The 13,246-nt window shown below is 59.8% G+C and carries 10 protein-coding genes, 1 tRNA gene and 1 other RNA gene; 3 read left to right on the forward strand and 9 right to left on the reverse strand.

The genetic code is table 11. The annotated features are described in order from the left end of the window. Window positions 1–36 precede the first annotated feature (36 nt). Window positions 37–699: a biliverdin-producing heme oxygenase gene (locus HMPREF2845_RS07160; protein WP_070634302.1), complete on the forward strand. Its 663-nt coding sequence runs from the start codon at window positions 37–39 to the stop codon at window positions 697–699. 139 nt (window positions 700–838) lie between these two features. On the opposite strand, the gene purL is transcribed toward HMPREF2845_RS07160, so the two are convergent. The 9 genes from purL to HMPREF2845_RS07205 all read right to left on the reverse strand — a co-directional run bounded on the left by purL (window position 839) and on the right by HMPREF2845_RS07205 (window position 12,454). Further along, window positions 839–3,157, reverse strand: coding sequence for a phosphoribosylformylglycinamidine synthase subunit PurL (purL, locus tag HMPREF2845_RS07165; RefSeq protein ID WP_070634303.1), 2,319 nt, complete (start codon window positions 3,155–3,157; stop codon window positions 839–841). Window positions 3,158–3,182: 25 nt separating this feature from the next. Next, complete coding sequence (gene purQ, locus HMPREF2845_RS07170) at window positions 3,183–3,995, reverse strand: phosphoribosylformylglycinamidine synthase subunit PurQ (protein ID WP_005507195.1); 813 nt, start codon at window positions 3,993–3,995, stop codon at window positions 3,183–3,185. 5 nt (window positions 3,996–4,000) lie between these two features. Then, a complete protein-coding gene (purS, locus tag HMPREF2845_RS07175) occupies window positions 4,001–4,252 on the reverse strand; it encodes a phosphoribosylformylglycinamidine synthase subunit PurS (protein WP_005507194.1) in 252 nt (83 codons plus the stop codon). A 191-nt stretch (window positions 4,253–4,443) separates the two neighbouring features. Beyond that, on the reverse strand, window positions 4,444–5,397 hold the full coding sequence (locus HMPREF2845_RS07180; RefSeq protein WP_070593555.1) for a 3-methyladenine DNA glycosylase: 954 nt from the start codon (window positions 5,395–5,397) through the stop codon (window positions 4,444–4,446). A gap of 52 nt (window positions 5,398–5,449) precedes the next feature. Next, a complete protein-coding gene (locus HMPREF2845_RS07185; protein ID WP_371260518.1) occupies window positions 5,450–5,923 on the reverse strand; it encodes a PIN domain-containing protein in 474 nt (157 codons plus the stop codon). Between the two features lie 164 nt (window positions 5,924–6,087). Beyond that, a complete protein-coding gene (locus HMPREF2845_RS07190) occupies window positions 6,088–6,558 on the reverse strand; it encodes an excisionase family DNA-binding protein (protein ID WP_070634350.1) in 471 nt (156 codons plus the stop codon). A 233-nt stretch (window positions 6,559–6,791) separates the two neighbouring features. Beyond that, window positions 6,792–8,087: an aspartate kinase gene (locus HMPREF2845_RS07195; RefSeq protein ID WP_070593553.1), complete on the reverse strand. Its 1,296-nt coding sequence runs from the start codon at window positions 8,085–8,087 to the stop codon at window positions 6,792–6,794. Between the two features lie 187 nt (window positions 8,088–8,274). After that, complete coding sequence (recR, locus tag HMPREF2845_RS07200) at window positions 8,275–9,429, reverse strand: recombination mediator RecR (RefSeq protein ID WP_070634305.1); 1,155 nt, start codon at window positions 9,427–9,429, stop codon at window positions 8,275–8,277. A 178-nt stretch (window positions 9,430–9,607) separates the two neighbouring features. Continuing rightward, window positions 9,608–12,454, reverse strand: a complete 2,847-nt coding sequence (locus HMPREF2845_RS07205) for a DNA polymerase III subunit gamma and tau (protein WP_070634306.1) — start codon at window positions 12,452–12,454, stop codon at window positions 9,608–9,610. 193 nt (window positions 12,455–12,647) lie between these two features. On the opposite strand from HMPREF2845_RS07205, the gene ffs reads away from it, so the two are divergent. Continuing rightward, window positions 12,648–12,744, forward strand: an RNA gene (ffs, locus tag HMPREF2845_RS07210) — signal recognition particle sRNA small type. A gap of 338 nt (window positions 12,745–13,082) precedes the next feature. Beyond that, a tRNA-Ser gene (locus HMPREF2845_RS07215) sits at window positions 13,083–13,171 on the forward strand. The last annotated feature ends 75 nt before the right edge of the window (window positions 13,172–13,246 follow it).

Raw genomic sequence — 13,246 nt, forward strand, 5'->3', positions numbered from 1 at the left:
TTATTGTTCACCCACAAGTCACTTTAGGAACTCACAATGACCGTGATCGCCCCCGAAACCACCCAGGAACGCTTCTCCGCACACCTGAAGGAAAGCACCAAGCACGTCCACGACAACGCCGAACATTCCACCTTCATGGAAGACCTCATGGGCGGCTCCCTCAACACCGAGGCATACCTGCGCCTCATCAACCAGTACGTGCACATCTACGAAGCACTCGAAGCAGTCTCCGAACACTACCGCGCAGAACCCAGCCCCATCACCGAACCCTTCACCCACCCCGGCCTCGACCGCGCAGAATACATCCGTGCAGACATCCGCGCACTCGGCCAGGAAGGCGACATCGACGCGCCCCTGCCCGCAACCGCAGAATACGTAGAGCGTATCCGCGCCACCATCAACTCCCCCGAACGCTACCTCGCACACCACTACCTGCGCTACCTCGGTGACCTCTCCGGCGGCCAGGCAGTCGCAGCGCTCGTCAACCGCCACTACGGCATCCCCGCCGAAGCGCTGAGCATGTACCGCTTCACCGAACTGCCCAAGCCCAAGGTCTTTAAGGACGGCTATCGCGAACTGCTCGACAACGCACCCCTGACCGACGAACAGCGCGAAGCCCTCATCGAAGAATGCATCGAAGGCTTCCGCATTAACGCCTCCCTGTTCGCGCAGCTGGGCCGCAAGGTCGCCGAGGCATAAACCCAGAACGCGCATAAACAGAACGCCTCAACGCACAACCTCTCACCGCTCAACGCACAAGCCAGCGGGCATAACAAAAGGGGCGGATGCTTTCACAAGCATCCGCCCCTTTCGGCGTTAGTCTCAAACGAGTCGAAAACTAGCCCTTCGCAACCTCACCGAAGTAAGAAGCGAGAGTACCCTCGTGAGCTGCACGCAGCTCATCCAGGTCAATGGAAACCTCATCCTGGAAGTCCAGAGCGTTCGACTCAGCGTCCACCACACCAATACGTGCGAAGGGGAACTGGCGAGCGGTGCACATATCCTTGAAGCGCACCTCCTCAGAACGCGGAACCGAAACCACAACGCGGCCCAGGGACTCCGAGAACAGCAGAGTGAACAGGTCCACGCCGTCACGCTCAGCAACCTCACCCAGACCAATGCGGGCACCGGTGTTGAAACGCAGGCAAGCCTCCGACAGAGCCGCAGCCAGACCACCAGCAGACACGTCGTGCGCGGCATCAATCATGCCGTCACGAGACATGTTCACCAGCATGTCACCCAGCTGACGCTCCAGAGCCAGATCAACCTTCGGCGGCTGACCGCCCAGGTGACCCTTGAAGCGAGCCCACTCGGAGCCGTCCAGCTCATCGCGAGTGGTACCCAGCAGGTAGATAGCCTGACCGTCATGCTCAGGAGCCCAACCCGAAGGGGTGCGGCGGGTGACGTCATCCATCACGCCCATCATCGCCACCACGGGGGTCGGGTTAATAGCTTTACCACCGGTCTGGTTGTACAGGGACACGTTACCGCCGGTCACCGGAACACCCAGCTCCATGCAGCCATCAGCCAGGCCGCGAACAGCCTCAGCGAACTGCCACATGACGTCCGGATCCTCGGGAGAACCGAAGTTCAGGCAGTCAGACACAGCCACGGGGCGTGCACCAACGGTCGCAACGTTACGGTACGCCTCAGCCAAGGACGCGCGAGCACCCTCGTACGGATCCAGGTAGGTGAAACGCGGGGAGGCATCGGTCGCCAGAGCAACACCGAGGTTGGTGTTCTCGTCCACGCGCACCACGCCGCCGTCGTCCGGCATGGACAGGGCGGTGTTGCCCTGAACGTAGCGGTCGTACTGGTTGGTGATCCAGGACTTGGAGCACATGTTCGGGGACGCCATGAACGCCTTGATTGCCTCGCCCAGCTCCTTACCGCGCGGGCGGGAATCGTCGGCAGCCGAACCGGTGAAGTGGTTAGCCTGAACGTCATCCTGCCACTCGGGGCGTGCGTAAGGACGCTCGTAGGTCGGGCCGTCGTGCGCGACGGTGCGGGGGTCAACATCCACGATGACCTCGCCGTCCCACTCGATGACCAGGCGGCCAGAGTTGGTGACCTCACCGAGGAAGGAGTACTCCACGCCCCACTTGTTCATGATCGCTTCGAAGCGCTCCACGTTCTCGGGGGAGACAACAGCCATCATGCGTTCCTGAGACTCAGACATCAGAATCTCGCCCGGGGTCAGGGTGGGGTCACGCAGCAGAACCTTGGTCAGGTCGACGTGCATGCCGCCCTCACCGTTAGAAGCCAGCTCGCTGGTTGCGCAGGAAATACCCGCAGCACCCAGGTCCTGAATACCCTCAACCACGGAGCCCTTGAACAGCTCCAGGCAGCACTCAATCAGAACCTTCTCAGCGAAGGGGTCGCCCACCTGAACGGCAGGACGCTTCGAGGGCTTGGTGTCATCGAAAGACTCGGACGCCAGCACCGACGCACCGCCGATGCCGTCGCCACCGGTGCGTGCACCGAACAGAACAACCTTGTTGCCCACGCCCGATGCGTTCGCCAGGCGGATGTCCTCGTGACGCATAATACCCACAGCCAGTGCGTTGACCAGCGGGTTTGCCTGGTAGCAGGAATCGAACTCAACCTCGCCGCCGATGTTCGGCAGGCCCAGGGAGTTACCGTAACCACCAATACCGGCAACCACGCCGCCAATAACGCGGGCGGTGTCCGGGTGATCAATCGCGCCGAAACGCAGCGGATCCATCACAGCAATCGGGCGTGCACCCATGGAAATAATGTCACGCACAATACCGCCCACACCGGTCGCAGCACCCTGGTAGGGCTCCACGTACGAGGGGTGGTTGTGGGACTCAATCTTGAAGGTAACAGCCCAGCCGTCACCAATATCGGTCACACCGGCGTTCTCACCGATACCGACCATCAGGTCCTTCTTCATCTCCTCGGTGACCTTCGCACCGAACTGCTTCAGATGAACCTTAGAAGACTTGTAGGAGCAGTGCTCGGACCACATGACCGAGTACATTGCCAGCTCAGCCGCGGTAGGACGGCGACCAAGAATCTCCTTAATGTCCTCGAACTCGTTCTCCTTCAGACCCAGTTCAGCCCAGGGGAGTTCGGTGTCCGGGGTTGCCGCCGCGTGCTCGACGGTGTCGAGGTTAAACTGCTTTTCGCTCATAACTTCTTAGAATCCTTGTCGTGCGTTAGCGGGCGTTAATCAGGTTGGCAAGAACGGAGGTGAACACGCCGAGACCATCGGCGCCACCGCGCAGAGAAACCTCACCAAAACCGGAAGAGGAAGGACCGAAGCCGGGCTCCACAGCGTGCTCCGGGTGCGGCATCAGACCGACCACGTTACCGCGCTCATTGCTGATACCAGCAATGTCGTTACGGGAGCCGTTCGGGTTGAAACCAACGTAGCGGAACACCACGCGGCCCTCAGCCTCCAGCGCCTCCAGGGTCTTCGGGTCAGCAACATACTGACCGTCCTGGTTCTTCAGCGGGACAACAATCTCCTGGCCTGCAGCGTAGTCGCTCGTCCAGGAGGTGGAGTTATTCTCAATGCGCAGAACCTGGTCACGGCAAATGAACTTGCGGTGATCGTTCTTAATCATCGAACCGGGCAGCAGGTGAGACTCAGTCAGAATCTGGAAACCATTGCAAATACCCAGAACAGGCAGGGGAGCGGAACCGGAGGTACCGGCAGCGTTAGCGGCATCAATCACCGAACGCATCACGGGAGCCTTCGCAGCAATAGCGCCAGCACGCAGGTAGTCACCGTAGGAGAAACCGCCAGGAATGATGACGGCATCAACGTTCTTCAGGTCAGCGTCGTCGTGCCACAGCTCAACGACGGTACCGCCAGCCAGACGGACAGCACGCGCAGCGTCACGGTCATCCAGGGTGCCGGGGAAAGTCACCACGCCAACGCGTGCGTCAGCGAATGCGGGGTTCGGGGAGTAGCTAGAGAAGTCGCCAACCAGGGGGACTTCAGTGGGTGCGAGGGACTCTGCCATAGGTATTAGTCCTCCAGAACCGAAACGTTCACAACGTCTTCGATGACGGGGTTCGAGAGCAACTCTTCAGCAGCCTTGCGGGCAGCCGCGAGGTGCTCCTCGGTTGCCTCACCCTCGACGGTTAGCTCGAAGCGCTTACCCTGGCGAACATCAACGAAGGAATCAACGCCGATACGGGGCAGCTCGTGAGAAATAGCCTTACCCTGCGGGTCAAGAATTTCGGGCTTGAGCATAACATCAACAACAATACGGGCCATGTGTGGGCACTCCTTGGGTGCGTGGGTTCTGTATGAGCCGTATCTCATTCTACCCCAGTACAGCGGAAAGTGAGATGACGAGACCACCAATTACCAAATAGAGAGCCCCAAGTCACCCTTTTCTCACGCACTGGGTACCAAATCCACAGGCCACAGCGCCAAAAACGTAACTGGCCCCCGCCACCAACCAGCTACTCACTACTCAGCGGCGGCAGGTAACGCTCGCACACCTGCAGCAGGCGCTCACGCAGCTCAATCGAACGCTCCGATAGCTCACGCTGAATCCGCACGTACTCAGCCTTACCCTCGGTCGTCTCCACCGGAATCGGCTCGTACCCCCAGCTACGAATATCGTAGGGGGCTGCGCGCATATCCAGTTCGCGTGCATCCCACGCCAGGTCGAAACAATCCATGACCAGGGTCGAATCAACCAGCGGCAGCAGCTTATACGCCCACTTGTACACGTCCATATTCGCGTGCAGGCACGCCGGCTGTTCCAGGACGCGCTGCGTCTCACGGGTCGGCTGCAGCTCGTTCAACGGTGCTGCCTGCGGCATGAAGAAACGGAACGCATCAAAGTGCGAGCAGCGGATGCGGTGCTCCTCCACCACGCGGTCCGTACCCTCCGCACCCAGGCGCAGCTCCAGGTAGTCGTGGCGGATATTGTTCTCCACCGACTTGTACGCCATCGCCCACTCGTGCATGCCGAAGCAGCCGAACTGGCCCTTCTTCGCGGCGGTATTACGCAGAATCTCGTGGGTGAAGGCGAGGGCGGTAGCGCGGCGCTCCACGAAGTCGGTGACGTCCACCGTGACGGCGGAGGCGGCATCGGCCTGGGCACGCGTCACCTCGGGGGTACAACCCGCTTCGAGGAGCTCCTGCTCGGTTGCGGACCGGTAGAAACGCCAGGAGGCGCGCTCGGGTGCATCCAGCAGAATGATGCCGGCGCCGGGGTGCCAGCGCTTGAACTGGCCGGGCTTGAGAGTGTAGTAGGTGAAGAGGAAGTCCTCCACGGGGTGCACTTCGTGGCGGGCACGACGCTGCGCAAACGGGTCGGCGTAGCGGCCGGCACGCGCCTCATGCGCCGCCTCTGCGGCACGCCATTGACGGGCATCCATCACCTGGGAAAAAACAACACTACTCATGCTTCTAGCCTAAACGATGCCGCGACGAGGTAGCGGACGTAGCAATGTCTATCTAGTTACTAGAAGACCGGGCTTTAAACTCACGTTCAAAATCGACAAACTGTGGGCTATTAATCACCACAGTCCGAAGATATCGGGCAAATTGACCCGCCCCTGCTCGTTCAAGTGCGCGAGGAATGTCAATCTCCGTATGACCTTTGGAACGAGCATAAGATTCCTGGACGAGGTAAACCTGTGCGAAGAGAGAAGGGTGGGCGTATTTGGTGAGCTGCATCAGAAAATCATCTGCGCTGAGCGTCTCATAATTTTGAATATTCTGAGCTTCTTCCGTGGAGGCATAATCGAGAAGTTCATGGTCGTTGGTGACCAGCGCGTGCATGCCGCCGTATTGGGCAGCGGCATGCACATGAAGGTCGTTAGTGTCGGGATACCCTTTAGGCTTATTAACAGGGAAATCTTTGATGATAGATACACAAGAATCCGTAATTTGATGCTTCCAAGTCTGAATGGCTGCATCATTAATCATTGGGTTCCTTCGGCGTGTATGATATCCAAACTCATCCATGATTGCGGTGGATACGTATGGAGTGAAAAATCTGTAGTTACTCTCTTGTGCCAAGAGGAGAACCCAATCTCGAAGAGTCTTAGACATCAGAATATTCGTATCCAGTAGAACCGAGTAAACTCGGGTTACCATGCCGGGCCTCCAATGGTATCGATGAGACCCTGTTCTTCTTCAAAGGCCCAGAGATCCCTAATCGCCTGCTTATTCTTCGCGATGCTTCGTTCTAAGAGAGCCTTGCGGAAGCTATCGGCATCCTCGGTGCGGATACGGAAGTGGCTACCCACCTTATGCGCCGGGAGGTCACCAGAGCGAATAGCCTTCATGAGCGTGGGGCGGGAAATACCGATACGCTGCGCCGCAACGGTCGTCGTCAAATCTTGGGGGACAGGCTGAACATCAATACTCTGCCCGTTAGCCAAGGCATGGAAGACGTGCTGAATGACCTGGTTAAGGGCGTCGCCAAGCTGCTGGCTTTCTCGACCCGAAACGGTCAGCTCAATGGTGGTTTCTTCAGAATTCTTGAGAATCTCCCGCGCCTCTGCGCGAGCCTGATTGAGGGTATCTTCCTCCAGGGGGTTGGTTAGGGTGGTGGTCATTATCTTCTCCTTGGTGCTGTTGCCGGCAGAGTCAACGTCCGAAGATGCCACGTCGGTGGGGTGCATATCATTCGGTTGGAGGCTCATTGTGGTTGATACAACCCTACCCCTATCTGAAATAACTGTAAAGCGTTTCAGTTATTTCACCTATACACAGACAAAAGGGAGGGGCGGTGCCGGATCAAACCAGCACCGCCCCTCCCGAAGCGTACAGCTCACAAACGAGCTAAACCCTAGCGGCCAGTACCACCGTAAACAGTAGCCTCACCCTCAGCGTCCAGACCGAACGCAGTGTGCACCGCGCGAACAGCCTCATCCAGCTTGCTCAGCTCAGTAATCACCGAAATACGGATCTCAGACGTTGAAATCATGTCAATGTTCACGCCAGCAGCAGACAGAGCCTCAAAGAAAGTGAACGAAACACCCGTGTTAGTCTTCATGCCCGCGCCAACCAGCGACAGCTTACCAACCGACTCGTTGTAAATAACCTCCTGGAAACCCAACTCAGCCTGCGCAGCCTCCAGCGCCTTCAGCGCGGTGGGGCCCTGCTCCTGATCCAGGGTGAAGGAAATATCGGTCACGCCGGGGCGGTCGGTGGGAACGTTCTGAACGATCATGTCCAGGTTCACCTTCGCCTCGTTAATCAGACCGAACACCTTAGCTGCCGAACCGGGAACATCCGGAACACCAACAACAGTAATCTTTGCGCGGGTGCGATCGTGCGCGACACCAGAAATCAGGGGCTGCTCCAAGGGAATCTCCTTCAGATGGGTGGGGGTCAGTTCCGCGGACTCCTCCGGAACCACGATAGTGCCTTCAAGGTTAGAGAACGAAGAACGCACGTGAAGCTTCAAGTTAAAACGACGAGCATACTCGACGCTACGCAGGTGCAGAATCTTTGCACCGTTCGCCGCCATCTCCAGCATTTCCTCGCTGGTGATGGTATCCAGCTTGTGCGCGGTCGGCACGATGCGCGGGTCGGCGGTGAACACGCCGTCCACGTCCGAGTAAATCTCGCACACATCGGCGTTCAGCGCGGCGGCCAGCGCAACGGCGGTTGTATCGGAACCGCCGCGGCCCAGGGTCGTAATGTCGCCACTCTGACGGTTCATGCCCTGGAAACCGGCCACAATCGCGATATTTCCGGCCTCGACGGACTCACGGATGCGATCGGGGCGAACCTCCACGAGGCGCGCCGAACCGTGCACGCCGTCGGTAATCATGCCAGCCTGCGAACCAGTGAAAGACTGGGCCTTAGCACCCAGGTCGTTAACAGCCATCGACAGGACGGCAGTCGAAATGCGTTCACCGGCGGTCAGCAGCATGTCCAGCTCACGGGAAGGAGTGACATTGCTGGTGACCTCTGCGGCAAGGTCGAGCAGCTCATCGGTGGTGTCACCCATAGCGGACACCACGACGACCACATCGTTACCTGCCTTCTGAGTGTCCACGACGCGGCGGGCAACGCGCTTTACACCCTCCGCATCAGCTACGGAGGAACCGCCGAACTTTTGGACGATCAGGCTCATAGAATTCTCCAGGTCAGTTACTTGTGTGCCACCGGCAGAGGCCGGCTCCTCATTTATAGTAGACGGCGTTCAGTGCAAGCGGCGAACTGTGCACCCGTATGTATTGCCCCGTGAAATATTACGTAGTATTACGCGGTGGTGACGCGGGGCGCGGAAGCGGGTACAGCACGCCCGCGGAGGCTAGTTTTTAGGTCCACGGGTTCACATACGTGACACCCGGTAGCGGCGGAACATCCGGCTTCGGGGTGCGCAACGGGGCGTTCTGAATAGTGCGGATCTTCTCCTCATAATCGGGGGTGCGGAACACCTCCGGCGCATCTTCCGCCTGCTCGGCTACGGGTGCTTCAGCCGGTTCGGAGGTGGCGCTCGCAGGAGCCTCCTCGCCGGAGTCTTCGCCCAGGTCGGGGGCGGGTTTTACAGTGGGTTCTGCGTCTGCAGATTCGGCAGCAGAATCCATACCAGAACCAGCGGGGGATTCCTTGTTGCTGGATTCCTCAGCCTCCTGCAGAACCTGCTCAATCAGCTGCTCATCCACCGTGCCCTGCACACCCTCAGTGGCGGGCGCCTCCGTGCGGGAACCTGCAGAATCCTCAGAATCCAGGTCATCAAACATGCTCGAAGTCCAGCGGCGACGACTCTGCTTCGCCTCCTGAGCCTGAACCTGAGCCGCCTGCTCACGCTCCTGTTCCTCCTCACGGTTCACGCGCTCAAAATCCTCGGCGGCAGTATGCGCCACCGCTGTGCCCTCGCTAATGACGCGGCGGCCCTCCAACGCGCGGCCCAGGGTAATCTCGTCCGCGTACTCCAGATCGCCACCGACCGGAAGACCCGATGCCAGGCGCGATAGACGCACACCCAGCGGCACGAGCATACGCGAGAGGTAGGTTGCGGTCGCCTCACCCTCAAGGTTCGGGTCCATCGCCAGAATAATCTCCTGGATACGCTCATCCGCCAGGCGGGACACTAGCTCACGAATACGCAGCTGCTCCGGGCCCACACCCGCCAGCGGGTTAATGGCGCCGCCGAGCACATGGTAGCGGCCGGTAAAGGAACGGGTACGCTCAATCGCCACCACGTCCTTCGACTCCTCGACCACACACAGCACGGACGGGTCGCGGCGCTCATCACGACAGATCGTGCACAGCTTCGTCTCGGAGACGTTACCGCACTCCTCGCAGAAACTGACGCTGGTCTTCACCGTGGAAATCGCGTTGGCTAGGCGCGCCATATCGGCAGCATCCGCATTCAGAATGTGAAAAGCGATGCGCTGAGCCGACTTGGGACCCACGCCCGGCAGGCGGCCGAGCTCGTCAATGAGGTTTTGAACTGCTCCCTCGTACATGGCTTCTCCTTCAGATGCGGTGCGTTGTGCTGGTGTGTTGGTGCGCTGTTCTTGGGCGACGTTATGAGTATGCACCCAACCCCTGACAGTTTAGGGGCGTTTCGCGTAGCGAGTATGCGGCTGGAATGAGTGCGCCCGCCATCGGTGCGATGGCGGGCGCGGCACCTACAACCCTGGATTAGGGCTGGTGCAGGGGGCGTTCGTCGATGACGGTGCCACCAATAATTTTTTCGATAGCGCGCAGACCGATGAAGGTGCTGTTTTCGACCTTCTCGTCATCCTCAGAGACGTAGTCCTCATCGGATGCGGCGCGTGCCGGGCGAGCCGGTGCCGCCGGTGCGCTAGGAGTCGGTGTGGCAAGTGCGTTAGAAGCCTGCGCTGCGGGCTTCTCATCGCTTGCCGGCTTGTTATCGACCGATGCATTATCAGCTGGGGTAGCCGGAGTAATCGGAGTATCAAGCGGACCAGCCGGGGCGACCGGAGCAAGAGGACCTGCAGGCTCAACCGGAGGTGCCGAATCCTGCGGTGCTGCCTGCGGTGCCTCTGCCAACGGGCCAGCAGGCTCAACCGGAGCAGCGAGCGGGCCCGCCGGTGCTACGGGTGCAGCCGGCATTGCGGGTGCTGCGGGCATTGCGGGTGCAGCGGGCGCCTCAACCGGTTCAGCGTAGGCAGGCTCATCCTCAAAAGGGGGCTCCTCCTCATACGGAGGCTCCTGCGCATACTGGGGTTCAGGAGCGCTCTCCTGCTGCGGAACTCCACTACCGGAGGCGGCAAAGGAATCACGCTCACCAAAACCACCCACCGGAGCAACCGGCACCTGCTGAGCTGCCGGAACTTGCTGACCTGCCGGAACCTGCGGAGCAACCGGGGGCTCAGGGGCAAGTGGACCCGCCGGGGCTTCCTGAACCGGTGCCTGCACTGCCGCCTGGGCAGCCTGCTGAGGTGCTTCCTCGGGGGCGCTCTGCGGAATCGGGGCAACCTCCCACGCGCCCAGGGGCGCATCCACGCTCGTGGACTCGGGGGTGTTTGCGCCGGTCAGCGGCTGACCGTGGCGACGCCACGCATCCTCACCGCCGCGCGGACCATCAGCCAGAGGCGCCGGCTGAACGGGCTGCGGGGGAGTCTGCTGAACGGGCTGCTGAGGCTCCTGCGGGGCAACAGCCGTCGGAACTGCAGGCTGCGCTGCGGGCTTGACCTGCTCACCGGGCTTCGCCACCTGAGCGTGAATGGTCACCGGACGGCGCAGGAACTCACTCACGCGGGCGGTCAGCTCGGGCACAAAACCCTTGACCGCGCGCAAAGTCGCAATGTCGGCGCTCACGTACAGGGTTGTGCCGTCCATGCGAGCGGGGCGAACCTTCATCAGCTGCTCCGCCGCACCGGGAACGCTCATTCGGTTAAGGATGGCACGCCAATTACCCTGAACCGCAGCCAGTGGATCGTTCGGGTCAAGCTTCAGAGGCGCGGAGGGGGTACCCGCCGCAGCTGCTGCAGCAGAAGCCGGAGCATGAGGTGCCGCCGGGGTGTTACCCGCCAGGGGAGCACCAGCCGCAGACTCCTGCGCGGTCGGTGCCAGAGGTGCAACACTAAGGGGCGCACCCGCCAGCGGGGGAGCACCCGCGCTGGCATGCTGAGAACTGCCCTGCTGAGAGCCGCTCTGCTGAGGGACAGACTGCGGGGCAGTCGCCTCCTGAACAGGGGCGCTAGGAGTCTGCGCATTAGGCGCCTGAATCTGAGGAGCCTGGGTCTTAGGAGTCAGGCCAGCCGCCGCCATACCCGCCGCACGAGCAGCAGACATGCCACCCTGCGCCGGACCAGAACCAGCAGGAACCGAACCAGTAGCACCAGAAGCCACGCGACGCTCCAAAACCTGCAAGCGAGAAGCCAACGCCGCAACCTCAGCGCCACCGGCAGAACCCTCCACCGCAGGCAGAAGCAGACGAGCACACAGCAACTCCAGCTGAAGCTGCGGATTCGCCGCACCCGTCATACCATTCAGAGTCTCATTCGCCGTACCCGCAGCAACCGTCAGCTCACGCTCACCCAAAACCTGAGCCTGCTGAGCCAGACGCTCCAACTGATCCTGCGGAACACCCTGCAAAATCTGGCCGGCAGCCTGCGGAACAGCCTTCACCACAATCAAATCACGCAGACGCTCCAGCAGATCCTCCACAAAACGGCGAGGATCCTGACCGGTAGCCACCACACGAGACACCGCACCAAAGAGAGTCGGCGCATCCTTCGCACCCAACGCCTCAATAACCTCATCCAGAAGCTGCGCGTGGGTATAACCCAGCAGCGCCACCGCACGGTCATACTCAATACCGTTCTGCGAAGACGCACCAGCCATCAGCTGATCAAGAATCGACAGCGAATCACGCACCGAACCGCCACCAGCACGAATCACCAGCTGCAGCACACCCGGCTCAACCGGCACCTGCTCCTGCTCACACAGACCCTGCAGGAACGGCAGAAGAACCTCCGGCGGAACCAGACGGAACGGGTAATGGTGAGTACGCGAACGAATCGTACCCAGCACCTTATTCGGCTCAGTCGTCGCGAAGATAAACTTCACGTGCTCCGGCGGCTCCTCCACAATCTTCAGCAACGCATTGAAACCCTCACGGGTCACCATATGCGCCTCATCAATAATGAAGATCTTGTAACGGTCACGCACCGGCGCCAAAGTAGCGCGCTCACGCAGGTCACGGGCATGATCCACGCCGCCGTGGCTCGCCGCATCCATCTCAATCACGTCAAGAGAACCGCCACCATCACGCGAAAGCTCACGACACGAATCGCACACACCACACGGAGTAGGAGTCGGACCCTGCGCACAGTTCAAACAACGCGCCAAAATACGCGCCGACGTGGTCTTACCGCAACCACGCGGACCCGAAAACAGGTACGCGTGATTCACACGGTTCTTTTCCAAGGCGACCATAAGAGGTTCGGTCACGTGCTCCTGCCCGATAACCTCAGCAAAGGTTTCGGGGCGATAACGACGATAAAGGGCAGTGCTCACGGCAACCTCTTCAACTCGGGGGTGCGGATAGGACAATCCCTACCATTTTAGACGCTTTACCCCTCAGCCCGAGTGGCCGACAGTCACCGATGAACACGCACACGTCACGGATTCTCATCGGGCAGTCCGTACGCCCACAGAAATACTGTGCACGCACGGAATTCCCAAGCGCCAAAAAATCCGGTACACTGGTTCTTGCCTCTTACGTGGCGTTATCTTGGAAAACTCCCCCAGGACCGGAAGGTAGCAAGGGTATTCGAGCTATGACGGGTGCGTAGGAGGTTTTTCTATGCCCGAAAACAAGCCTTTCTCCTGAGAATGCGCACCCGTCATGTCCGTCTCACTGTCGTTCGACGGCTTCAACCCAGGATTTATATCCTCGCTCGCTCGGAATCCTGGGGTTCAGCGGTTGCGTAGGAGGTCTTTTTTTACCCAAAAACGGGTACCTTGGTAGTTCGCACCCGTCATATGCACTGCGTGCCCGCTCCGCCTGCGCCTCGTCCAAAAGCGAGGACACAAGCAACCATAAATGTGCTTTCTGTTACTTTTATCGCTCAGGGCTTGCATGTTTCACAAAAGCGTAGTAAAGTTTTATTCGTTGCCTACGCAATGCGTAGAAAACATAGCTGGAGGATTCGCCTAGCGGCCTATGGCGCACGCCTGGAACGCGTGTTGGGTTAACAGCCCTCGGGGGTTCAAATCCCCCATCCTCCGCCACCGATCCCCGGTCTTAGATTCTAAGACCGGGGATTTTTTATACCCCTTGGTACTATTTCTTCAGAACCCCACGGT

This window comes from Rothia sp. HMSC065B04, from assembly GCF_001812285.1.
Taxonomy (GTDB): Bacteria; Actinomycetota; Actinomycetes; order Actinomycetales; family Micrococcaceae; genus Rothia; species Rothia mucilaginosa.

Bases quoted from the DNA above. Each gene is read 5' to 3' on its own strand.
- HMPREF2845_RS07160 (WP_070634302.1), top strand. From the start codon at position 37: ATGACCGTGATCGCCCCCGAAACCACCCAGGAACGCTTCTCCGCACAC.
- purL (WP_070634303.1), bottom strand. From the start codon at position 3,157: ATGAGCGAAAAGCAGTTTAACCTCGACACCGTCGAGCACGCGGCGGCA.
- purQ (WP_005507195.1), bottom strand. From the start codon at position 3,995: ATGGCAGAGTCCCTCGCACCCACTGAAGTCCCCCTGGTTGGCGACTTC.
- purS (WP_005507194.1), bottom strand. From the start codon at position 4,252: ATGGCCCGTATTGTTGTTGATGTTATGCTCAAGCCCGAAATTCTTGAC.
- HMPREF2845_RS07180 (WP_070593555.1), bottom strand. From the start codon at position 5,397: ATGAGTAGTGTTGTTTTTTCCCAGGTGATGGATGCCCGTCAATGGCGT.
- HMPREF2845_RS07185 (WP_371260518.1), bottom strand. From the start codon at position 5,923: ATGATTAATGATGCAGCCATTCAGACTTGGAAGCATCAAATTACGGAT.
- HMPREF2845_RS07190 (WP_070634350.1), bottom strand. From the start codon at position 6,558: ATGACCACCACCCTAACCAACCCCCTGGAGGAAGATACCCTCAATCAG.
- HMPREF2845_RS07195 (WP_070593553.1), bottom strand. From the start codon at position 8,087: ATGAGCCTGATCGTCCAAAAGTTCGGCGGTTCCTCCGTAGCTGATGCG.
- recR (WP_070634305.1), bottom strand. From the start codon at position 9,429: ATGTACGAGGGAGCAGTTCAAAACCTCATTGACGAGCTCGGCCGCCTG.